The sequence below is a fragment of the Micrococcus sp. genome (assembly GCF_030523875.1).
Classification (GTDB): Bacteria; Actinomycetota; Actinomycetes; order Actinomycetales; family Micrococcaceae; genus Micrococcus.
The window spans coordinates 1-21,554 of the sequence record NZ_JAUNHR010000035.1 but is presented as its reverse complement, the minus strand read 5'-3'; the positions used below and the strand labels follow the sequence as shown (position 1 = coordinate 21,554).

17 protein-coding genes are annotated in these 21,554 nt (G+C 75.6%); 8 read left to right on the top strand and 9 right to left on the bottom strand.

The features are described from left to right. Positions 1-17: 17 nt before the first annotated feature. On the top strand, positions 18-1,286 hold the full coding sequence (locus Q4D18_RS06365) for an App1 family protein (RefSeq protein ID WP_303126658.1): 1,269 nt from the start codon (positions 18-20) through the stop codon (positions 1,284-1,286). 19 nt (positions 1,287-1,305) lie between these two features. Beyond that, positions 1,306-1,788, top strand: coding sequence for a thioesterase family protein (locus tag Q4D18_RS06360; protein ID WP_303126657.1), 483 nt, complete (start codon positions 1,306-1,308; stop codon positions 1,786-1,788). A gap of 127 nt (positions 1,789-1,915) precedes the next feature. Here Q4D18_RS06360 and Q4D18_RS06355 read toward each other — a convergent pair whose 3' ends face one another. The 4 genes from Q4D18_RS06355 to Q4D18_RS06340 all read right to left on the bottom strand — a co-directional run bounded on the left by Q4D18_RS06355 (position 1,916) and on the right by Q4D18_RS06340 (position 6,417). Further along, positions 1,916-2,500 (bottom strand): hypothetical protein, encoded by a 585-nt coding sequence (locus tag Q4D18_RS06355; protein ID WP_303126656.1) that lies wholly within the window; start codon positions 2,498-2,500, stop codon positions 1,916-1,918. 71 nt (positions 2,501-2,571) lie between these two features. Continuing rightward, entirely contained in the window at positions 2,572-3,912 is a 1,341-nt protein-coding gene (gene gdhA, locus Q4D18_RS06350; RefSeq protein ID WP_303126655.1) for an NADP-specific glutamate dehydrogenase, read from the bottom strand. A 220-nt stretch (positions 3,913-4,132) separates the two neighbouring features. Next, complete coding sequence (locus tag Q4D18_RS06345; protein ID WP_303126654.1) at positions 4,133-5,161, bottom strand: aldo/keto reductase; 1,029 nt, start codon at positions 5,159-5,161, stop codon at positions 4,133-4,135. A 29-nt stretch (positions 5,162-5,190) separates the two neighbouring features. Next, a complete protein-coding gene (locus Q4D18_RS06340) occupies positions 5,191-6,417 on the bottom strand; it encodes a glycosyltransferase family 1 protein (protein WP_303126653.1) in 1,227 nt (408 codons plus the stop codon). A 138-nt stretch (positions 6,418-6,555) separates the two neighbouring features. Here Q4D18_RS06340 and Q4D18_RS06335 point away from each other — a divergent pair, with 138 nt between their 5' ends. Next, entirely contained in the window at positions 6,556-8,343 is a 1,788-nt protein-coding gene (locus Q4D18_RS06335) for a DUF6350 family protein (RefSeq protein WP_303126651.1), read from the top strand. A 39-nt stretch (positions 8,344-8,382) separates the two neighbouring features. Here the strand turns inward: Q4D18_RS06335 and Q4D18_RS06330 are convergent, their stop codons facing one another. Continuing rightward, a complete protein-coding gene (locus Q4D18_RS06330; RefSeq protein ID WP_303126649.1) occupies positions 8,383-8,826 on the bottom strand; it encodes a hypothetical protein in 444 nt (147 codons plus the stop codon). 23 nt (positions 8,827-8,849) lie between these two features. Here Q4D18_RS06330 and purN point away from each other — a divergent pair, with 23 nt between their 5' ends. After that, positions 8,850-9,431 carry a phosphoribosylglycinamide formyltransferase gene (gene purN, locus Q4D18_RS06325; RefSeq protein WP_303126648.1) on the top strand — a complete coding sequence of 194 codons (582 nt, stop codon included), beginning with the start codon at positions 8,850-8,852 and terminating at the stop codon, positions 9,429-9,431. 73 nt (positions 9,432-9,504) lie between these two features. Here purN and Q4D18_RS06320 read toward each other — a convergent pair whose 3' ends face one another. Beyond that, positions 9,505-9,831, bottom strand: a complete 327-nt coding sequence (locus Q4D18_RS06320) for a TM2 domain-containing protein (protein WP_303126647.1) — start codon at positions 9,829-9,831, stop codon at positions 9,505-9,507. A 64-nt stretch (positions 9,832-9,895) separates the two neighbouring features. Continuing rightward, entirely contained in the window at positions 9,896-11,290 is a 1,395-nt protein-coding gene (locus tag Q4D18_RS06315) for an MFS transporter (RefSeq protein WP_303126645.1), read from the bottom strand. Positions 11,291-11,530: 240 nt separating this feature from the next. On the opposite strand from Q4D18_RS06315, the gene purH reads away from it, so the two are divergent. Continuing rightward, positions 11,531-13,222, top strand: coding sequence for a bifunctional phosphoribosylaminoimidazolecarboxamide formyltransferase/IMP cyclohydrolase (gene purH / locus Q4D18_RS06310; protein ID WP_303126643.1), 1,692 nt, complete (start codon positions 11,531-11,533; stop codon positions 13,220-13,222). Between the two features lie 140 nt (positions 13,223-13,362). After that, on the top strand, positions 13,363-15,585 hold the full coding sequence (locus Q4D18_RS06305) for an NADP-dependent isocitrate dehydrogenase (protein ID WP_303126642.1): 2,223 nt from the start codon (positions 13,363-13,365) through the stop codon (positions 15,583-15,585). Positions 15,586-15,658: 73 nt separating this feature from the next. Here the strand turns inward: Q4D18_RS06305 and Q4D18_RS06300 are convergent, their stop codons facing one another. Continuing rightward, complete coding sequence (locus tag Q4D18_RS06300) at positions 15,659-16,261, bottom strand: methylated-DNA--[protein]-cysteine S-methyltransferase (RefSeq protein WP_303126640.1); 603 nt, start codon at positions 16,259-16,261, stop codon at positions 15,659-15,661. A 95-nt stretch (positions 16,262-16,356) separates the two neighbouring features. Between Q4D18_RS06300 and Q4D18_RS06295 the strand changes: the two genes are divergently transcribed. Beyond that, on the top strand, positions 16,357-17,940 hold the full coding sequence (locus Q4D18_RS06295; protein WP_303126638.1) for a TIGR01777 family oxidoreductase: 1,584 nt from the start codon (positions 16,357-16,359) through the stop codon (positions 17,938-17,940). Between the two features lie 66 nt (positions 17,941-18,006). On the opposite strand, the gene Q4D18_RS06290 is transcribed toward Q4D18_RS06295, so the two are convergent. Continuing rightward, positions 18,007-19,854 (bottom strand): glutaminase, encoded by a 1,848-nt coding sequence (locus Q4D18_RS06290; RefSeq protein ID WP_303126637.1) that lies wholly within the window; start codon positions 19,852-19,854, stop codon positions 18,007-18,009. A gap of 88 nt (positions 19,855-19,942) precedes the next feature. On the opposite strand from Q4D18_RS06290, the gene Q4D18_RS06285 reads away from it, so the two are divergent. Further along, positions 19,943-21,554, top strand: a 1,612-nt coding sequence (locus Q4D18_RS06285; RefSeq protein ID WP_303126636.1) for a DEAD/DEAH box helicase, incomplete at its 3' end; no start/stop codon positions are given.

The following is a 21,554-nucleotide window of genomic DNA, read 5'->3' as shown; positions in this document are numbered from 1 at the left end:
TGCGGGATACTGGTCCCATGTCCGCGCCCTCCGCCGCCTCCGCAGCCCAGTCCGATCCCGCCCGCCGCCAGCGCCTGGCCACGGACGGCGGACCCACCTCCGCCGAGAACCTCGCCACGCATCTCCAGGAGTCCTGGAACCGCTGGCACCGCTCCCGGGCCCTGAAGAAGGGCTACGTGCCCACGCTCATGGCGTTCACGGGCTACGGCAGCACCTCGTGGGTGCGGATCCTCTCCCGCGTGGTGATCGCGAACGATGAGGACTTCCTCAACGGCCGCCGCCTCTCGAAGGTCGTGGCGGACGGCGTGCACGGCTGGCGCAACTTCGTGGCCCCGCCCATGGCCTACGCGCAGGTGCAGGTGCAGGTCGGCGACCTGACCACCACGGTGCGCGCGGATCGGATGGGCGTCGTCGACGTCGTCCTCGACGTGGAGCTCGAGCCCGGCTGGCGCACCGCCACCCTCAGCGTGGGCGACGACGAGGAGGTCACCATGGACCTCTACATCACGTCGCCCGAGGCGAAGGTCGGCCTGGTCTCCGACATCGACGACACCGTGGTGGTGACCTCCCTGCCGCGCCCGCTGCTGGCGGCGTGGAACTCGTTCGTGATCGACGAGCACGCCCGCACCCCCACCCCCGGCATGGCGGTGCTGCTGCGCCGGATCGCGGAGGCCGAGCCCATGGCGCCGGTCGTGTACCTGTCCACCGGGGCGTGGAACGTGGCGCAGACCCTGACCCGCTTCCTGGGCCGCAACCTGTACCCGCTGGGCGCGCTGCTGCTCACCAGCTGGGGGCCCACGAAGGACCGCTGGTTCCGCTCCGGCCAGGAGCACAAGGTGACCCAGCTCGAGCGCCTCGCTGAGCAGTTCCCGGACATGCAGTGGATCCTGGTGGGCGACGACGGCCAGCACGACCCCGAGATCTACGCCGAGTTCGCCACGAGGCACCCGGAGAAGGTCAAGGCGATCGTCATCCGCCAGCTGACCCCGTCCGAGGCCCTGCTCGCCGGCGGCCGCGCGGAGGACACCCGCCACTCCACCCCGGGCATCCCGTGGTGCTACGGCCCGGACGGCGCCGCGCTGTCCAACCAGCTCGAGGACCTGGGCATCCTGCCCGTGGACTTCGTGGACGTCCACCCCGAGGGCTGGCTCGAGGACATCCTCGGCGAGGACGAGGCCGCCCAGGCCGCCCACGCGGGGAGGCGGGGCGGCGAGGGCCACCCCCTCCCCGCCACGGGCGCCGACCAGGACCAGGCCCGGGACGTCGACGTCTCGGCCCAGTCCTGACCCCGGACGGGGCGCGGGCGTGAGCGGCACGACGACGCGCGGCGCCTCCGGCGGGGACGCCCCCGGCCGGTGGGTGGAGGTCCGCGTCCCCCTGCGCTGGGCGGACATGGACGCCTACGGGCACATCAACAACATCGCCGTGGTGCAGCTGCTGGAGGAGGCCCGCGTGGCCGCCTTCGGGGTGCCCGCGAACACGGGTGCCGGCGGCGGGGGGACCGCCCCGATCGACCTGCTCGAGGGCGTCGCTCCGGGCGTGCGGACGTTCGTCTCCGAGCACACCGTGAAGTACCGCGCGCAGATGCCGTACCGGCCCGTGCCGCTGCGGGTGCGCGTCGGCGTCGCCGCGGTGAAGGCGGTGTCCGTGGAGGTGCGCTACGAGCTCTACGACGGCGTGGACGACACCCTCTGCGCCACCGCCGCCTCCGTGATGGTGTTCGTGGACGGGGACACCGGCCGCCCCGTGCGGCTCACCGCCGAGCAGAAGGCGGCGCTGGCGGGCTGACCGAGGCCCTGCGACATCCCCGCAGGGTTCTTCCGGCTGACCGAGGCCCTGCGACATCACCGCCGGTCAGGACGGCGGTGATGTCGCACAGGGTCGGTCGGAGGAGGTCCCGCGCCAGAGCGGCCCCTCACCGGGCGCGGGGGATCCCGTAGGCCGTGAGGATCCGCGCCAGCCACTCGGGCTGCCGCAGGTCGGCCCACGTCCAGTGGGCGACCCCGCGGGTCACGGACTGCAGGGCGACCTCACGCTCCTTCTCCCGGCGGACCGTGGCGCGACGGGCGGCCTCGTCCCCGCGGTGGAGCGGCAGGTCGTACTCGCCGAGGCCGTCGAACTCCCCAGCCACCCCGACGGACGCCCACCAGAAGTCGGTCCGGGCCACCTCCCGCCCCGTCGCGTCGACGTGCCGCTGCTGCAGGGAGGACGGCGGCGCGAAGTCGAGCTCGTGGATCAGCGCCCGGCTGTACGACTCACCGGCCGACTCCGATCGACCCTCCGCGAACCCCCACGCCCGCTCCCACCGCCGCACCGCGGCGCGGGAGCCGAGCGTCTCCTCCGTCGCCGCCGTGGCCCAGGCCCCGACCATCCCGGGGTGCGCGCGGGCCAGGACGTCGAGCGGGGCCACCGCGTCCCGGAACGGGGCCCGGGCCCCGAGCACCAGCAGCGGCCCGTGGCCGGGCAGCAGTGAACGGGAGAGGGCGGCGGGGTACGTCATGCGGCCACTCTGGCGGGACACCGGGCGCGCGGTCGGCCGGGCGGGCCGGAGGGCTCAGCCCCGGGCTCGGATCAGACGACGCCCTGGGCGAGCATCGCGTCGGCGACCTTGATGAAGCCCGCGATGTTCGCGCCGGCCACGTAGTTGCCCGGCGTGCCGTACTCCTCGGCGGTCTCCACGCAGCGGTCGTGGATGTCCCGCATGATCTTCTCGAGACGCTCGTGGGTGTAGCCGAAGTCCCACGAGTCGCGGGAGGCGTTCTGCTGCATCTCGAGCGCGGAGGTGGCCACGCCGCCGGCGTTGGCGGCCTTGCCCGGGCCGAAGAGCACCCCGGCGTCCAGGAACAGCTCGGTGGCCTTCTCGGTGGTGGGCATGTTGGCGCCCTCGGCCACGGCCTTCACACCGCGCTCCACCAGGCCCTTGGCGGCGGTCTCGTCCAGCTCGTTCTGGGTGGCGCAGGGCAGGGCCACGGTGCCGTCCACGTCCCACACGGAGCCGCCGGCCACGTAGCGGGCGGCGCCGCCGCGGCGCTCGGCGTACTCGGAGATGCGGCCGCGCTCGACCTCCTTGATCTGCTTGAGCAGGTCCAGGTCCAGGCCCGCGGGGTCCACCACGTAGCCGGCGGAGTCCGAGGCGGTCAGCACGGTGGCGCCCAGGGAGGCGGCCTTCTCCGCGGCGTAGATGGCCACGTTGCCCGAGCCGGAGATCAGCACCTGCTGGTCGTCCATGGACTCGCCCTTGGTGCGGAGCATCGAGTCGGCGAACATCACGGCGCCGTAGCCGGTGGCCTCGGTGCGGACGAGCGAGCCGCCCCAGGTCAGGCCCTTGCCGGTGAGCACGCCGGCCTCGAAGCGGTTGGTCAGGCGCTTGTACTGGCCGAACATGTAGCCGATCTCGCGGCCGCCCACGCCGATGTCGCCGGCGGGCACGTCCGTGTGCTCGCCGATGTGGCGGTGCAGCTCGGTCATGAAGGACTGGCAGAAGCGCATGACCTCCCCGTCCGAGCGGCCGGCCGGGTTGAAGTCGGAGCCGCCCTTGCCGCCGCCGATCGGCATGCCGGTCAGGGCGTTCTTGAAGATCTGCTCGAAGCCCAGGAACTTGATGATGCCCAGGTACACGGACGGGTGGAACCGCAGTCCGCCCTTGTACGGGCCCAGCGCCGAGTTGAACTCCACGCGGAAGCCGCGGTTGACCTGCACCACGCCCTGGTCGTCCACCCACGGGACGCGGAAGATGATCTGGCGCTCCGGCTCGCACATGCGGTGCAGGATGCCGGCCTCCACGTACTGGGGGTGGCGCTCCACCACGGGGTCCAGGGCGGCGAAGACCTCGGACACGGCCTGATGGAACTCGGCCTCGCCGGGGTTGCGGGCGAAGACCTGGTCTCGCAGGGTCTCGAGGGCCTGATGCATGGGACTACCTCCACTGGTCTGACGCCCTGCGGGGCGTCGGTTGTCGATGCGGGGCCGGGCGCGTCCGGACGGACGGGGACCCGTGCCCGGCGACGCTGCCGTGGCCCCTCCGACGGGGGCATCGGAGCCAGTGTGGCAGGGACCGCAGATCAGCCCGCGAATGTGACCTGCACGACGTCGACGACCCGGGCCCGACGAGCGCGGAGGCCGCCTCCGCGACTCAGGAGGGGGAGGTCTCGGTCTCCACCGTGGCCTGCTGCGCATCGTTGTACCGCGGCCCCGCCACGGTGGCGTGGTTGACGATCGCGTCGAGGCGGGCGACGTCGTCGGCGGTCAGGCGGACGGCCTGGCCGTCCCGGTCCTCGGTCCAGTGCGCCCAGGACGTGGTCCCCGGGAGCGCGTGCACGTCCTCGCCCTGGGCGAGGACCCACGCGACGGCGAGGGACGCCGTTGCGGTGCCGAGGCGGCGGGCCTCGGCGGCGAGGCGGTCGCGCAGCGCGAGGTTCGTCCGCCACGCGGGCTCCTGGAAGCGCGGCATCCGGTGGCGCATGTCCTCCTCGGGCAGGGTCTCCATGGCGGGCGGGGCGTCGGTGAGCAGCCCGCGGCTCACGGGGGAGAAGGCCACGAGCGCGGTGCCGTGGCGTCGGCAGGCCTCGAGCAGGCCCCACTCGGGGTTGCGCGTGGCCAGCGAGTACTCGTTCTGCACGGCCGCGATCGGGTGCACCGCCGCGGCCCGCTCCAGCGTGGCGGCCGAGATCTCCGAGAGCCCCACGTGGCCGATCTTCCCGGCGGCCACCGCCTCGGCCAGGGCCCCCACCGACTCCTCCACCGGCACCTGCCGGTCCAGGCGGTGCAGGTAGTAGAGGTCGATCCGCTCCTGGCCGAGGCGCTCCAGCGACGCGTCCACCTGGGCGCGCAGCGTCTCCGGCCGGCCGTCGACGGGCCGGTCGGGGTCCCGGGTGAGCCCGCACTTGGAGGCCAGCAGCACGCGCTCGCGGGCGGCCGCGCCGAGGCGGCGCAATGCCTCGCCCACGAGGCGCTCGTTCGCGGTCCGCCCGTACAGGGTGGCGGTGTCCAGGTGGTCGGCACCGTCCTCCACGGCCCGCACGATCAGGTCCACGGCGTCGGCCGGGTCCGGGAACCGCGAGTACCCGTGGTCGAGGTTCATGCAGCCGAAGCCCACGGGGCGGACGGTGCGTCCGGCCAGCCGGCGCGGGGAGGACAGGTCGAGGACGTCGGTGGCGGTCATGCCCCCGACCTTAGGCGCGCCGGGCCGGGTCAGCCGAACCCGCGGCCCGCGCGGCCGGCCAGGGAGCCGGGCATGTCCAGGAAGCGCCGGGCGAGCTCGCCGCGGCGGCGGCGCTGCACGCGGACGGCGCGCTCGTAGTGGTCCACGAGCTGCTCGCACAGCACGGGCCACGTCCGCCCCTGCATCGAGGCCCACGCGGCCTGGGCGAAGGCGTCCCGCTTGGCGTCGTCGTGGACCAGGTCCGCCACGCGCTCGCGCATCTCGTCCAGACGGCCGGGCTCGTAGAGCCAGCCGGTGCGGGAGGAGTCCACGATGTCCAGGGGGCCGCCCCGGCCCACCGCCACCACGGGCACCCGGGAGGCCATGGCCTCCTGCAGGGTCTGGCCGAAGGTGTCCGACTCGCCGGGGTGCACGAACAGGTCCAGGCTGGCCACGTGGCGGGCCAGGTCCTCCCCGCCCTGGAACCCGGCGAAGTGCGCGCCAGGCAGCCGGCGCTCGAGCTGCTCGCGCAGCGGGCCGGAGCCGATCACCACGAGCCGGGTGCCGGGCAGGTCGGAGAGCACGGCCAGATCCTGCACCTGCTTCTCGTGGGCCAGCCGGCCCACGAAGCCGATGAGCCGCTCGCCGTGCGGGGCGAGCTCGGCGCGCAGGGCCCCGTCCCGCTTGGCCGGGTGGAAGCGCTGCGTGTCCACGCCGCGGCCCCAGAGGTGGACGCGGCGCACGTCCACGCGGTGCAGCTGGCGCAGCGTGAAGGAGGACGGGGCGAGCGTGAGGGTGGCGGTGTTGTGCAGGCGCACCACGTGGTTCCACAGCACGTCCTCGAGCCATGGGGCGCCGTACTTCGCGGCGTACCGCGGGACCTCGGTCTGGTACACGGCCACCGAGGGGATGCCGAGCTCCTCCGCGGCCTGCACCGCGCGCCAGCCCAGCACGAAGGGGGAGGCGATGTGCACCACGTCCGGGCGGAAGGCGGCCAGCAGCCCGCGCAGGCGGGCCACGGTCCCGTAGGCCACGCGCACCGAGGCGTACCCGGACATCGGCACGGACGGCAGGGCCACCACGGGGAAGCCCTCCACCTCGGAGGGCGCCTGGCCGGCGCCGCCGCGCTGGGTCCAGCCCGCGGTCCACGAGGCGGCCGGGGCGATCACGATCGCCTCGTCCCCCCGGGAGCGCAGGTGCCGCAGCACCTGCAGGACGGAGTGGGTGACCCCGTTCATGTGGGGCAGGAACGACTCGGCGATCACGGCGACGCGCATGGCCCCGACGCTAGGGGCACAAGGCCACGGCGCGGTCAGGCCCGGGCGACCCGCCGGTGGCACGGCGGTGAACACTCGGTGCCGCACGACGCCGGCCCGGTCCGGCGGGCGCGTCCCCCCGGGTGGCACCATAGACGGGTGAACCCCCGCGTCCCGAGCCTCCTGCGCCCCGTGCCCCTGCCCCTGTGGCTCCAGGGGGTGGTGGAGGCCCTCGTCACCGCCCTGACGAGCCTGGCCGCGGTGCTCGTTCCCACCCTGCTGGTGTGGATCACCGGCGGCTTCTCCGGCTCGCACATCGAGGACGTGGTCCAGACCGGCGGCGCCCTGTGGCTCGGCCTGCACGCGGTGCCCGTGACGGTCACCACCCCGCTGCCGGCCGCGGACGCGCAGGCGCTGACGAGCACCGTGTGGCTCGTCCCGTGGGGCCTGACCCTGCTGCCGCTCTGGCTGAGCTGGCGGGCGGGGCGGCGCCTGGCCCGCGCGTCGTACCGGGACCAGGCGTGGCAGGCGCTCGCGGGCGCGGTGGCCGCGTACGGGGCGGTGGCGCTGACCTGCGCGCTCCTGCCGGGGGCGGGCCGGCTGTCCGTGGACCCGTGGCCGGGGGTGCTGCTGCCGTGCCTGCTGTTCACCGCGGCGGCCGTGGCCGGCGCCCGGCGCGAGGCCGGCACGTGGGCCCACCTGATCGGCCTGGACCTGACGGAGCGGATCGCCCGGCGCTCCCAGTACGAGCGCTGGGCGGGCACCTACGCGTGGGCGCTGGCCCGGGCCGCCGGGGTGGCGCTGGCCGGGCTCGTGGCCCTCAACGCCCTGCTCGTGGCCCTCGCCCTGGCCGTGCACTGGGCCTCCGCGGTGCGGGTGCAGCAGATGGTCGACGCCGGCCCCGTCGGGGGCCTCATGCTCGCTCTGCTGCAGATCGGCTGGCTGCCGACCCTCACGGCGTGGGCCGTGGCCTGGACGGCGGGGCCGGGCTTCCGGGTGGGCTCGGAGAGCCTCTACTCGGTGTTCGGCGCCCATCCCGCACCGGTGCCCGCACTGCCCGTGCTCGAGGCGCTGCCCGCCACCTGGCAGCCCTGGTTCCCCGTGTTCGTGCTCGTGCCCGTGGCGGCCGGCGCACTCGCGGGCTGGTGGCTGCTGCGCGAGGGGGAGAACCACCTCGACGACTGGCTCGCCGCCCGCCTCGACGCCCGCTGGGCCTCGCTCACCCTCTCCACCCTCGTCCAGTCCGTCCTCCTGGGCCTGCTGACGGCCCTGTTCCTGCTGGTGCCGCTGTCCCTGACGCAGGGCACACTGGGGGTCGGCACGCTCACGCGCATCGGCTCCTCCGTGGCGCCCGTGTGCCTCGCGGTGGCCGGCTGGACGGCGCTGGGCTGCGCGGCCGGCTACCTCGTGGCCCTGACCGTGATGGACCGTCCGGTCCGGGCCGGGCGCACCCTGATCTTGCCGTTCGCCGGAGCCCGGGACGCCGACGTCGCGGAGGACGGCGAGGGGCCCCGCCTCCGCCTGCCCGCGCTGCCGGCCCCGCACCTCGGCCGCCTCCTGGGCCGCGGCTCCACGGCCGTCGCGCCCGGGCCCGCCGCGCGGGAGGGCGAGCCCTCCGACGACGAGGTCCCCGCCTCCGACCGCGGCGTCGCGGAGGCGGACGACGCCGCGGAGCGGGCCGAGGCGACGTCCCCGGCGCCCGCCACGGGCCCCCGGACGGAGCCGATCGAGGCGCGGCGGGAGGCGCCGGCGCAGCAGCGGGTCCCCACCGGGGCCGGCTCGACGGCCCTGGGCGCCGGCGGGGGCGCCCGGCCGGACACCCCGCCGGAGGAGCCGGCACGCCCGGACCCGTCCGGGGGCCACGCCCGGGAGACGGGCGACGGCCCGGTGCGGCCGGGGCGTCCGGTGCGGGTACCCCGTGCCCGGCCGCGTCGCCCCCGGGGCTGAGCTCCGACCGGGGCGTCGGCCGCGGATCGGCGGGCGGCCTCAGCCGCCCAGCTGGGTCACGCCCGTGCGCTCCTCCACCAGTCGGGTGAACTCCCGGGCGCACTCCTGCTGGGCACGGACGGTCACCGCTGAGCCGGTGCACTGCTCGTAGGCGGTCGTCTCGTTCCACAGCAGCGCCGGGAGCAGCCCCACCGTCAGCCCCACGAGGGCGAGCGCGGACCCCGCCCCCGCCGCGGCCCTGGCCGTCCCGGAGCGGTCCAGGCCCCGCGACCCGGTCCACACGAGCACGCCCAGCACGAGGGCCACGACAGCCAGGACGGGGGAGACGAGCTTCCACGGCAGCACGAGTGTGAACGTCAGCACCATGGCCAGCAGCACCGCGGACTGCCACAGCAGGCGGCGGCCCACGCGGGCACGGGCCGGGTCCTCGCCCTCGGGGCGGCGGGCCGGCGGGGTCACGGGAGGGGGCGGGGTGGCGGACACCCCCTCACCCTACGATGGGGGCCATGCGCATCCTCGCCCTCGTCTCCGGCTCCGGCACCAACCTCCAGGCGGTCCTCGACGCCGTCGCCTCCGGGGCCCTGCCCGTCGAGATCGCGGCCGTCGGCTCGGACGTCCCGGGAGCCCAGGGCCTGGCCCGGGCCGAGGCCCACGGGATCGAGACCTTCACCGTGGCCCCGGGCGAGCACGCCTCCCGCGCCGCGTGGGACGCCGCGCTCGCGGACGCGATCGCCGCCCGCGAGCCGGACTGGGTGGTGTGCTCCGGGTTCATGCGGATCCTCGGCGCGCCGGTGCTGGAGCGCTTCGCGGGCCGGATCGTGAACACCCATCCGGCCCTGCTGCCGTCCTTCCCGGGCGCGCACGGGGTGCGGGACGCCCTGGCCCACGGGGTGAAGGTCACCGGCTGCACCGTGCACCTGGTGGACGCCGGGGTGGACACCGGCCCCATCCTGGCCCAGGCCGCCGTCCCCGTGCTGGACACGGACACCGAGGAGACCCTGCACGAGCGCATCAAGGTCCAGGAGCGGGCGCTGCTGCTGCGGGTGCTCGGGGAGCTCGCCGAGGGGCGGGCCGTCCCCGCGATCTGAACCGGTCCCGCGTCCACGCACCCGACGGGCCCCGCCTCGAGGAGGCGGGGCCCGTCGTCGCCCGGGGGCGGGGTCAGAGGGTGCGCGTCTGCGGGGGGTGGGCCCGCCGGGCCTCGCGCGCGTTGGCCGCCCGGATCTTCGCGGGCAGGGTGAACGCGTCCACCACCCACCACACGAACCACACGGCCAGCGGGATCCAGCCGATCAGCAGCCACGCGGTGGCGGTGCCGCCCCAGAACAGCAGCAGCTGCACGAGGCCGGTGATCCACTGGCCCACGTACATGCGGTGCACGCCCAGGTGCCCCAGGAAGAACCACAGCAGGTACCCGATCAGGGTGTTGCGGGACTGCTGGACGACGACGGTCGGCGGGCCGGGCTGCGGACGGTACGGCTGGGTCATGACCACCACGGTAGGCCCCGAGCCGCCGGAGCGGGAGGGATTCCTCCCCGGGCGGAGCGGGAGGTCAGTCCTCGGCCACCTCGAGCGCGCGCCCGCGCGTCTCCGGGGCCCACACGAACATGACGGCCACGGCGAGCAGCACGAGGCCGCCGGTCACCGCGAAGGCGCCCGGCAGGCCCAGGGCCGGCACCAGGGTCCCCACGAACACCAGCGGACCCAGGCCGGCGCCCACGCGCGAGGCGGCGGAGGCCCAGCCGAAGCCGGAGGCGCGCAGCGTCGTCGGGTACAGCTCGGAGACGTAGGTGTAGAGCACGGGGATCGCGATCTGCACCGTGAACCCGTACGCCAGCACCAGCGGCAGGGCCGCGCCGGGCACGCCCAGCACGGCGGCCAGCCACACCAGCAGGCCGGAGGCGACGACGGCGCTCGCCGCCAGCAGCCAGCGCCGGCCCGTGGCCTCCACGAGGACGGCCGACACGACGACGCCGACGAGGCCGGCGGCGGCCATGCCGGAGGTGGTGATGAACGCGCGGGACTGCTCGAAGCCCGCCTCGATGAGGAACGTGGGCAGCCACTGCAGGGCGATGTAGTAGACGAGCATGACGGCCACGAACAGCAGCCACGCGGCGGCGGTGATGCGCGGGGAGTACCGCCACACGGCCGCCAGCTGGGCGAACACGGCGCCGCCGGCGCCGGTCCGCTGCGGCTCGACCGCGGGCATCACGTAGTCGCGGTGCTCGGCGCCGGTGCGCTCGACCATGCCGTCGACGATCCGGCGGGCCTCCGCCTCACGGCCGCGGCTCATGAGGTAGAGCGGGGACTCGGGGATGCCCAGGCGCACGGCGAAGACGAGCAGGGCGGGCAGGACCATGGCCATCAGCGGCAGGCGCCAGTCGCCCCACGTGCCCACGAGCCACGCGGAGACCAGGCCGCACAGGGCGGCGCCGACCGGCCACCAGCCGTCCATGGCGGTGAGGACCCGGCCGCGCAGGCGCTTCGGGGTGAACTCGCCCACGAGCGCGTAGTCCACGGGCACCGTGCCGCCCAGGCCGATGCCCGCGAGGAAGCGGAACACGGCGAACCACAGCAGCGAGTCCGAGAGCGCACCGGCCAGCGTGAAGACGGAGAAGATCAGCAGCGTCCACGTGAACGCCGCCTTGCGGCCGATGCGGTCCGCGATGGTGCCCCACAGGAAGGCGCCGACGGCCATGCCGATCAGGTTGGCGGTGCCGATCCAGGCGGCGTCCGCCTTGGACAGGCCCCACTCCTTGGTCAGCAGCGGGATCATCACACCGTTGAGGGTCACGTCCCACGCGTCGAACATGAAGCCGAGGCCGCCGATCAGGAAGATGCGGCCCTGCACGGACCAGCGCCAGGGCAGCTCCTGGACCACGGTCTCGCCGGTGACGGCGGACGCGTGCCCGGGGGCGGCGGGCGAGGGGTGGACGGACGAGGGCACGGCGGAGCCTCCGTAGCGGTGGGCCCGCGGGAGCCCGGGCCGGTCAGAAGACAGTATGCGCGCCCCGGTCCGCCCGGGGACAGGCCCGTGCCCGGGCCGGGGGCGCGGCCCGGCGCCCTGGGGAGGGCGCCGTCGTCGCGGGCCCCCCTCCACCTAGACTGGTCCGCGGCCTGCGGAAGGCGCCCGCGCACGTGCTGCGACGGGACGCGCACCGCGCTCGACCCGCGTGAAGGAGCCCCCGTGTCCTCTGCCCAGCCCGCCACCACCGTCCTGGACGAGGTCCCGCTCAAGCGGGCCCTCATCTCCGTGTACGACAAGACCGGGCTGGAGGAGCTCGCCACCGGGCTGCACGCCGCCGGCGTCTCCCTCGTGTCCACCGGCTCGACCGCCCAGCGCATCGCCGCGGCCGGCGTCCCCGTCACCGAGGTCGCGGACGTCACCGGGTTCCAGGAGTGCCTCGACGGGCGCGTGAAGACCCTGCACCCGCGCGTGCACGCCGGCATCCTGGCCGACCGCCGCCGCGAGGACCACGTGGCGCAGCTGGCGGACCTCGAGGTGGAGCCCTTCGACCTCGTGGTGGTGAACCTCTACCCGTTCGTGGACACCGTGCGCTCGGGGGCGGACGAGGACGCCGTCGTCGAGCAGATCGACATCGGCGGGCCCTCCATGGTGCGCGCGGCCGCGAAGAACCACGCGTCCGTGGCCGTGGTGGTGGACCCGGCCCGCTACGGGGACGTGGTGGCCGCGGCGCAGGCCGGCGGCTTCGACCTGCGCACCCGCCGCCGCCTGGCCTCGCTGGCCTTCGCCCACACCGCCGCGTACGACAACGCGGTGGCCGCCTGGACCGCGGCGCACTTCGGCGAGGACGCCGACGCCGAGGACGCCCCCGTCTTCCCGCCCTATGCGGGCTTCGCGCTCGAGCGCGCCGAGACCCTGCGCTACGGCGAGAACCCGCACCAGCCCGCCGCCCTCTACGTGGACCGCGAGGCCGCCCCGGGCGTGGCCCAGGCCGAGCTGCTGCACGGCAAGGCCATGAGCTACAACAACTACGTGGACGCCGACGCCGCCGTGCGCGCCGCCTTCGACCACGCCGTCCCCGCCGTGGCGATCGTCAAGCACGCCAACCCCTGCGGCGTGGCCGTGGCCGCCGAGGGCGAGGACGTGGCCGTGGCCCACGCCAAGGCCCACGCGTGCGACCCGGTCTCCGCGTTCGGCGGCGTGATCGCCGCCAACCGCCCCGTCACGAAGGCCATGGCCGAGCAGGTCAAGGGGATCTTCACGGAGGTCGTGGTGGCCCCCTCCTTCGACGACGACGCGCTCGAGGTCCTGACCGCCAAGAGGAACCTGCGCCTGCTGGCCCTGCCCGAGGGCTTCGCGCGGGACGGGGTGGAGGCCAAGCAGGTCTCCGGCGGCATGCTCCTGCAGATCGCCGACGCGGTGGACGCCGACGGCGACGACCCTGCCGCCTGGACCCTCGCCGCCGGCGAGGCCGCGGACGAGGCGACCCTCGCCGACCTGGCCTTCGCGTGGCGCGCCGTGCGCGCCGCCAAGTCCAACGCCGTCCTGCTGGCGCACGACGGGGCGACCGTCGGCGTCGGCATGGGCCAGGTCAACCGCCTCGACTCGTGCCGCCTGGCCGTGGAGCGCGCCAACACCCTGGGCGCGGCGCAGACCGGCGGGCAGGACGTCTCCTCCGCCGGCGGCGCCGAGAACGTCTCCGGCGAGGGCGCCCCGGAGCGGGCCCGCGGCGCCGTGGCCGCCTCGGACGCCTTCTTCCCGTTCGCGGACGGCCTGCAGATCCTGATCGACGCCGGCGTGCGCGCCGTCGTGCAGCCCGGCGGGTCCGTGCGGGACGAGGAGGTCGTGGCCGCGGCCGAGGCCGCCGGGATCACGATGTACCTCACCGGGGCGCGCCACTTCTTCCACGGCTGATGCCGATGGAGCACGACGCCGGGACGTCCGGCGTCGTGCTCTGGGGAGTGGGACGCGCCGCCGGTAGAGTGACGCCGGAAACACTGCATCCACGACTCTCAGGGCGCGGACCGCGCCCCGTGCGAAGGAGAGAGCACCGCATGTCGAAGATCATCTACACGCTGACCGACGAGGCGCCCATGCTGGCGACCGCCTCCCTGCTGCCGATCGTGCGCGCGTACGCCGGCACCGCGGGCGTCGAGCTGGAGACCCGGGACATCTCCCTGGCCGGCCGCATCCTGGCCGCCTTCCGCGACGTCCTGCCCGAGGACCAGCGCACCGACGACGCCCTCGCCGAGCTCGGCGCGATGGTGAAGACCCCCGAGGCCAACGTCATCAAGCTGCCCAACATCTCCGCCTCCGTGCCGCAGCTGCGCGCCGCGATCCAGGAGCTGCAGGCCGACGGCTACGCGCTGCCCGACTACCCGGACGAGCCGAAGACCGACAAGGAGAAGGACGCCAAGGCGCGCTACGACTCCGTCAAGGGCTCCGCCGTGAACCCTGTGCTCCGCGAGGGCAACTCCGATCGCCGCGCCCCCAAGGCGGTCAAGAACTACGCCAAGAAGTTCCCCCACTCGATGGGCGAGTGGAGCAAGGACTCCAAGACCGCCGTCGCCACCATGGGCGCGGACGACTTCCGCGCCAACGAGAAGTCCGTGACCCTCCCGGCCGACGACGTCCTCACCATCCAGTTCACCGGCAGGGACGGGCAGAAGAAGGTCCTCAAGGAGGGCCTGAAGGTCCTCGAGGGCGAGGTCGTGGACGGCACGTTCATGTCCGCCAAGGCCCTGGACGCGTTCCTGGCCGAGCAGGTGAAGCGCGCCAAGGAGGAGGGCGTGCTGTTCTCCGCCCACCTCAAGGCCACCATGATGAAGGTCTCCGACCCGGTGATCTTCGGCCACGTGGTGAAGGCCTACTTCGCCGACCTCTTCGCCCAGTACGGCGAGCAGCTCGAGGCCGCCGGCCTGGACCCGAACAACGGCCTGGCCGCCATCGAGGCCGGCCTGGACCAGCTCGACGCCGAGACCGCGGAGGGCGTGCGCAAGGCCATCGCCGACGCGTACGAGAACGGCCCGGACGTGGCCATGGTGAACTCCGCCAAGGGCATCACCAACCTCCATGTGCCCTCCGACGTGATCGTGGACGCCTCCATGCCGGCCATGATCCGCACCTCCGGCCAGATGTGGAACAAGGATGACGAGACCCAGGACACCCTGGCCGTCATCCCGGACTCCTCCTACGCCGGCATCTACCAGGTGGTCATCGACGACTGCAAGGCCAACGGCGCCTACGACCCCACCACCATGGGCACCGTGCCGAACGTGGGCCTGATGGCCCAGAAGGCCGAGGAGTACGGCTCGCACGACAAGACCTTCGTCATGGAGGCGGACGGCACCGTCGAGGTGAGGAACTCCGCCGGCGAGGTCCTGTTCTCCCACGAGGTCGAGGCCGAGGACATCTGGCGCGCCTGCCAGACCAAGGACGTCCCGGTGCAGGACTGGGTGAAGCTGGCCGTGACCCGCGCCCGCGCCTCCCAGACCCCCGCCGTGTTCTGGCTGGACGAGACCCGCGCCCACGACCGCGAGCTCATCAAGAAGGTCGAGCAGTACCTCGAGGACCACGACACCGAGGGCCTGGACCTGCGGATCATGTCCCCGGTGGAGGCCACGAAGTTCACCGTGGAGCGCATGCGCCGCGGCGAGGACACCATCACCGTGACCGGCAATGTGCTCCGCGACTACAACACGGACCTGTTCCCGATCCTCGAGCTGGGCACCTCCGCCAAGATGCTCTCCATCGTCCCGCTGATCAACGGCGGCGGCCTCTTCGAGACCGGTGCGGGCGGCTCCGCCCCGAAGCACGTGCAGCAGCTGGTGGAGGAGAACCACCTGCGCTGGGACTCCCTCGGCGAGTTCCTCGCCCTGGCCGTGTCCTTCGAGCACGAGGCCGCCCACAACGGCAACCACCGCGCGCAGGTGCTGGCCGACACCCTCGACGCCGCCACCGGCACCCTGCTCACCGAGGGCAAGTCCCCGGAGCGCAAGGCCGGCCAGCTCGACAACCGCGGCTCGCACTTCTACCTGGCGCTGTACTGGGCGCAGGAGCTGGCGAAGCAGACCGACGACGCCGCGCTGGCCGAGGCCGCCAAGCCGATCGCCGAGGAGCTCGCGGCCAACGAGCAGAAGATCGTGGACGAGCTCAACGGCGTCCAGGGCAGCCCGGCCGACATCGGCGGCTACTACTCGCCGGCGCTCGAGAAGGTCTCCGCCGTGATGCGCCCCTCCGAGACGCTCAACGCGATCATCGCGAAGCTCTCGAAGTGAGCTGAGCGCTGCGGCCCCTCCGGGCTGCCTGGCCGACCCTGCGCACAGCGGGAGGTCCTCTCCGTCCGGGGTCTCAGGCGTGCCGGGCCTCGTGCGCCAGGAGGGCCGCCTTGGCGGCCGTCCCGTACAGGTAGCCCCCCGTGCCGCCGGAGGCGGGCACCACGCGGTGGCACGGCACGACGACGGCGGCCAGGTTGGCCGCGCAGGCCCCGCCCGCGGCGCGCACGGCACGGGCCGAGCCCGCCCGCTCGGCCAGTGCCCCGTACGTGACCGGGGCGCCGGGGGCCACCTCGCGCAGCGCGGCCCACGCGGCCTGGCGGAACGCGGTGCCGGGCTGGACGACGGCGAGGCCGTCCAGCGCGGCGAGGTCCCCGGCGGCGTAGGCGGCCAGCGCGTCGGCCACCGGCTGCTCGACACCCGCGCGGGGCTCGACGGGCCGCGGGTCCATCTCCCGCTCGGCGGTGGCCGGGGCGAGCGCCTCGAGCCGGTCCATGAGCTCCAGCAGCAGCCGGCCGATCGCCGCGGCCGGCGGCTCGGTGTCCGCGGGGACGGCCACCCCGGAGGCGCGGACGGCGTCGTCCTCGGGGGAGTAGACGGCCACGAGGGTCATCTCGGTGTCCGGCAGGGCGGCGGCGGTCCAGCGCAGCTCGGGGAGCATCGCGGCGGGGTGGGTCATGGCTTCCTCACGGGACGGCGTCGTCGGTCGCCCCCATTCTCCCGTGCCGCGCCCCGACCCGATGCCCTGTCCGAGGCGTGTGCCACAGTGGGCCCATGACGCAGACCCGTGTGTTCGAGCACCGCACCCTCCTGGCCCACCCCCGCGAGACCGTGTGGGGGTGGATGTCGAACCCCGGCGCGCTGCAGCGGCTGAACCCGCCCTTCGCCTCCGAGCTGGTGTCCGGCCCCACGGACGGGCTGGCCGTGGGCTCAGAGACGCGCCTGCGCATCGCCGCCCCCGGCGGCGCGGGGCTGCTGGCGGACACCGCGGGCGGCTTCCTCAAGGGGTCCCTGCCGGCCGGCCTGGCCCGGCGGATCCCCGCCGCGGCCACGCCGAAGGTCCCGTGGACGGCCCGGCACACGGCGTTCGAGGAGGGGCGGATGTTCCGGGACGAGATGGCCTCCGGCCCGCTCGCCGCCTGGACCCACACGCACCTGTTCGAGGACGCGGCCCCCAGCGAGGCGGACGCCCCGGACGGCCGCCCCGGCACCGTGGTGCTGGACCGGGTGGAGTACGCGCTGCCCGCGCAGTCCCTGCTGGGCCGGGTGCCCAGCGTCGGCGGGGCGGCCTCGGCGAAGGCGCAGGCGCTGTTCGAGGCCGAGCTGCGCCGCCAGTTCGCCTACCGGGCCCGCGTGCTCGCCGAGGACCTGGACTTCCACGCCGCCCACCCCGGCCCGCTCACCGGCGGTCCGCGCCGCACCGTCGCGGTCACGGGCGCGGGCGGGATGATCGGCACGCAGCTGTGCGCCCTGCTGAGCTCCGGCGGGCACCGGGTGATCCGCCTGGTCCGGGACGCCCGGGCCGTGACCGGAGAGGACACCGCCCTGTGGGACCCGCTGCGGGGGACCGTCGACGCCGAGGCGCTGCGCGCGGCCGACGTCGTGGTGAACCTGGCCGGCGAGCCGATCGCCGGGCGCTTCACCCCCGGGCACAAGGAGGCGGTGCACGCCTCCCGCGTGCAGGGCACCCGCACCCTCGTGCAGGCGATCGCCGCGCTCGACCCCGAGGACCGGCCGGACCTGGTGAACGGATCCGCCGTGGGCTGGTACGGCGCGGACGCCGGGACCGGCCCCTACGGCTCCGGCCTCGTGGAGGAGCTGGCGGCCGGGGACGACTTCCTCGCCGAGGTGGTCTCCGACTGGGAGGCCGAGGCCGTGGCCGCCGAGGCGCTGGGCGTGCGGGTGGCGCGCGTGCGGATCGGCGTGGTGCTCTCCCCGGACGGCGGCATGCTCCAGCGGATGCTGCCCCTGTTCCTGATCGGCGCCGGCGGGCCGATGGCCGTCTCCGGCGGCCAGAGCCACGACGGCAGCCCCTGGATCAGCTGGATCGGCCTGGACGACATCACGGGGATCCTGGCGCACGCCGTCCTGGACGACGACGTCGCCGGCCCCTACAACGGCACCGCACCCGAGCCGGTCACGGCCAAGGAGTTCGCCCGCACCCTCGGGAGCGTGCTGCGCCGTCCGTCCGCCCTGCCGGTCCCCGGGTTCGGCCCCCGCCTGCTGCTCGGCGCCGAGGGGGCGGCGGAGACGGTGGAGGCGGACCAGAAGGCCGTGGCGGACCGGATCGTGGCCTCGGGCTACACGATGCGCCATCCGGCCCTGGAGGGCGCGCTGCGCCACGTGCTGGGCCGCTGACGCCCCGGCTCGGGGCAGGATCTCAGCGGGCGCGGCCCCCGCGGGTCGCGTCCGCCGGCGGGGCGCTCAGTCCTGCAGCGCGCCGGTCTCCCGGATCAGCTGGCCCAGGGCGGTGAACGCGTCCCGGGCCAGGGCCTCCCACAGGACCATGGCCAGCCGCGGGGACGCCTCCTGGAGGGCGTACATCACCTGGGCGGTGAGCACGCGCGTGGTCACCCGGCCGCGGGCACGCACGGTGGAGGGCTGCCGGCCCGGCTGGCCGAGCGCCATCTCGCCGAACGTCATGCCCGGGGTCAGCACGGTGCGGCGCACGCGCCGGCCGCCGGTGCCCTGGCCGGTGAGCTCGACCCGGCCGGAGGTGATCACGTAGATCCCCCCGAACGGCTGGCCGGCGCGACGGATGATCTGCCCGTCCTCGTAGACGCGCTCGTCCATCATGGACTCCAGCGTCCGGGCGTCCTCCTCCGAGAGGTGCTGCAGCAGCGGGGCCATCGCGGCCTCCTCCGCGGAGTCCGGCAGCAGCTCGGGGGCGTGCCGCGCCAGCAGGCGCTGCTCGGCCCACTGGGCCGCGCGGGAGCGGGAGTCGAAGAACTGGAACGCGGCGCCGGAGCAGCCGGGGCGGGTCTCGTCGTCGTCGGTGCAGGGGTCCGGCAGGTCCACGCCGGCCTCCCGGGCGGCGGCCAGCAGGGCCTCCACGGCGGCGGAGTCCCGGTCCACCAGGAGCACGTCGAGGCCGTCCGCGAGCGCCCCGGCGAACCACTGCGCCACGATCACGCGTGCGGCGTGGGACACCGAGCTGACGGAGCGGATGTCCAGCACGAGGGTCTCGAGGGACTCGGGCAGGGTGCGCAGCACGTGGGCGAGGGCGTCCACCTGGCTGAAGCCCACGTGTCCGCCGAGCTCGATCACGTGGGCGTGGTCGCCGTGGGCGGCGAGGGCCTCGAGCACGCGGGCGCTGCGGACGGACCCCGAGGGGGCCTGGTCCACGCGGTAGTGCGAGCGGAAGGCCGCGCGGGGGGAGCCGGCGGCCTGCGAGGGGTGCAGCTCGAATTCGCGCACCAGGGTCCGCAGGGTCTGCAGGGCGGCGCGGGGGAGGACGTCGTCGTCCTCGGCCTCGCGGGGCGAGTGCACGGCGATCCCCATGTGGCCGGGCACCACCACCAGCACGGTGCCGCCGCGCGAGGAGGCCCAGCCCGGCTGGCCCACGTCGAACGCCCAGGCGCCGTCCAGGGTGTCCATGCCGCACGCGTCCAGGACGGAGAGCACGGCGCGGACGGTCTCCTGCCCGAGGACGCGCTCGCCGGTGACGGGGTGCACGCCGTGGGCGGCGAGGGTGCCGGCCAGCAGGGCCAGGTCCGCCACGGTGACGGGGGCGGCGCGCAGGGTGGCGACGTCCTCGAGCACCGCCTCCGGGTCCGCGTCCAGCGTCCCCGCCGAGCGCAGCAGCCACGCCGCGGCCCGGGTGTGGTGCTGCGCGCGGGACTCGGCGCGCACGGCCGCCTCGGTCGGCGTGGTCTCGCGGCCGATCAGCGCGGCCAGCAGCTGCAGGAGGCGGGCGGCGCGGTCGCGTCCGCCGCGGCCCTTGACGAGGCCGGCCAGGGTGACCACGCCCGCGTTCTGCAGCGCGTGCAGGGGGCGGCCCGTGCCGGGCTCGAGCTCGAGGCGGTGCGCCTCGTCCGCACGCGGCACCGCGGCCACCGCCTCGCCCACCCGCTCCGGGCCGAGGTCCTCCACGGCGAGCGCGTGCACCACGGGGGCGGCCAGGGAGGCCAGGGCGACGGGCTCGAGCGGCCCGGCGGTGTAGTGGTCCCCGCCCACGGTGGCCACGGCGCCGGCGAGCGCGCCCGCGCCGTCGTCGCCGGCGGGGTGGGCGGCGACGAGGCGGTCGAGGCGGTGCTGCACGGGGGACTCCATGGCGTCAGCCTAGTCGGCGCGACCCCGCCGCACAGCGGGTCCGGGGCCCGCCCACCGCGGAGGCGCGCGCGGACCACAATGGAGGGCGATGACCACCCCTGACCCCGCCCCCGCCGCCCTCACGCCCGCCGCCCGCCGCGCCCTCACGACGGCGGCCGGCCGCCTCGCCGCGGACCTCGCCGTGCGCGCGGTGCTGCCGGAGCTCGAGGAGGCGCTCGCGGAGCGCGGGGCGGCCGTGGTCCACGCCCCGCCCGGCACGGGCAAGACCACGGCGGTGCCGCCGGTGGTGGCCCTGGGCCTGCCCCGCGCGGCCGGCGGGCGGGTCCTGGTGACGCAGCCGCGGCGCGTCGCGGTGCGCGCGGCGTGGCGCCGGCTGCACGGGGCGCTCCTGGCGGCGGGGCTGTCCCGCGCCGAGGCGGACGCGACGGCCGGCTACGCGGTGCGCGGGGACGCCGTGGGCGGGGGCCGCTCCGCCGTGGAGTTCGTGACCCCCGGCCTGCTGGTGCGCCGTCTGCTGGGCGACCCGGGGCTGGAAGGCGTGGGCGCCGTCGTGCTGGACGAGGTCCACGAGCGGGACCTGGACACGGACGTGCTGTTCGCCCTGCTGGCGGACCTGCGCCAGCTGCGCCCCGAGCTGCGGCTGCTGGCCATGTCCGCCACGGTGGACGCCGAGTCGCTCGCCGACCGGTGGGCCCGCGGCATGGGGGAGGAGCCCGTGCCGGTGGTGCGCACCCCGGCCGTGCAGCACCCCCTGACGGAGGAGCACGAGCCGTTCGGCGCACCCCGACTGACCCCCGAGGGCCGCGTGGACCGGGGGTTCCTGGAGCACGTGGCCCGCGTGGCCGTCCGCGCGCATGCCCGGGCGCTCGAGGCGGACCCGGACGTGGACGCGCTCGTGTTCCTGCCGGGGGCCGGCGAGGCGGAGGACGTGGCCGGCCGGATCCGCGCGCTCGCCCCCGGGACCGAGGTGCGGGTGCTGCATGGGCGGCAGGAGCCCGAGGAGCAGGACGCCGCCCTGGCCGGCCGCGCCCCCGACGGGGCCCCACGGGTGGTGGTGGCCACCGCCGTCGCCGAGTCCTCCCTCACCGTGCCCGGGGTGCGCCTCGTGGTGGACTCCGGGCTGGCCCGCGAGCCCCGCCGGGACCGGGCCCGCGGCATGACCGGCCTGGCCACCGTGCAGGCCTCCCGTGCCTCCGCCGGCCAGCGCGCCGGCCGTGCCGCCCGCCTGGGTCCCGGCACCGTGGTCCGCTGCCACTCCGCCGCGGCCCTCGGCGCCGCGCCGGCCGCACCGACGCCCGCGCTCGCGGTGGCGGACCTGGACGCGGTGGCCCTGGCCTTCGCGGCATGGGGCGCCCCGGGCGGGCAGGGCCTGGTCCTGCCCGAGGATCCGCCGTCCGCCGCGCTGGCCGCCGCCACGGGGCGCCTGGCCTCCCTCGGTGCGGTGGACGGCGACGGGCGGGTCACCGACCACGGCCGGACGCTCTCGGCCCTGCCCGTGGACCCGGCCCTCGGCCACGCCCTGCTCGCCGGCGCCGCGTGGGTGGGGGCGGAGGCGGCGGCGGAGACGACGGCGGCCCTCGCCCTAGACCTGCGGCCGGACGGCGCGGACCTCGAGGCCCTTGTGGCCGCCCTGCGCGCCGGGCGGCACCCGGAGTCCCGCCGGTGGCGCCGCGAGGCGGACCGGCTGGCCCGGCTGGCCC

Excerpts from the sequence above, each read along its gene's own strand:
- Q4D18_RS06305 (WP_303126642.1), top strand. The coding sequence starts at position 13,363 with ATGTCGAAGATCATCTACACGCTGACCGACGAGGCGCCCATGCTGGCG.
- purN (WP_303126648.1), top strand. The coding sequence starts at position 8,850 with ATGCGCATCCTCGCCCTCGTCTCCGGCTCCGGCACCAACCTCCAGGCG.
- Q4D18_RS06365 (WP_303126658.1), top strand. The coding sequence starts at position 18 with ATGTCCGCGCCCTCCGCCGCCTCCGCAGCCCAGTCCGATCCCGCCCGC.
- Q4D18_RS06290 (WP_303126637.1), bottom strand. The coding sequence starts at position 19,854 with ATGGAGTCCCCCGTGCAGCACCGCCTCGACCGCCTCGTCGCCGCCCAC.
- Q4D18_RS06300 (WP_303126640.1), bottom strand. The coding sequence starts at position 16,261 with ATGACCCACCCCGCCGCGATGCTCCCCGAGCTGCGCTGGACCGCCGCC.
- Q4D18_RS06320 (WP_303126647.1), bottom strand. The coding sequence starts at position 9,831 with ATGACCCAGCCGTACCGTCCGCAGCCCGGCCCGCCGACCGTCGTCGTC.
- Q4D18_RS06355 (WP_303126656.1), bottom strand. The coding sequence starts at position 2,500 with ATGACGTACCCCGCCGCCCTCTCCCGTTCACTGCTGCCCGGCCACGGG.
- gdhA (WP_303126655.1), bottom strand. The coding sequence starts at position 3,912 with ATGCATCAGGCCCTCGAGACCCTGCGAGACCAGGTCTTCGCCCGCAAC.
- Q4D18_RS06340 (WP_303126653.1), bottom strand. The coding sequence starts at position 6,417 with ATGCGCGTCGCCGTGATCGCCGAGTCGTTCCTGCCCCACATGAACGGG.
- Q4D18_RS06345 (WP_303126654.1), bottom strand. The coding sequence starts at position 5,161 with ATGACCGCCACCGACGTCCTCGACCTGTCCTCCCCGCGCCGGCTGGCC.
- Q4D18_RS06295 (WP_303126638.1), top strand. The coding sequence starts at position 16,357 with ATGACGCAGACCCGTGTGTTCGAGCACCGCACCCTCCTGGCCCACCCC.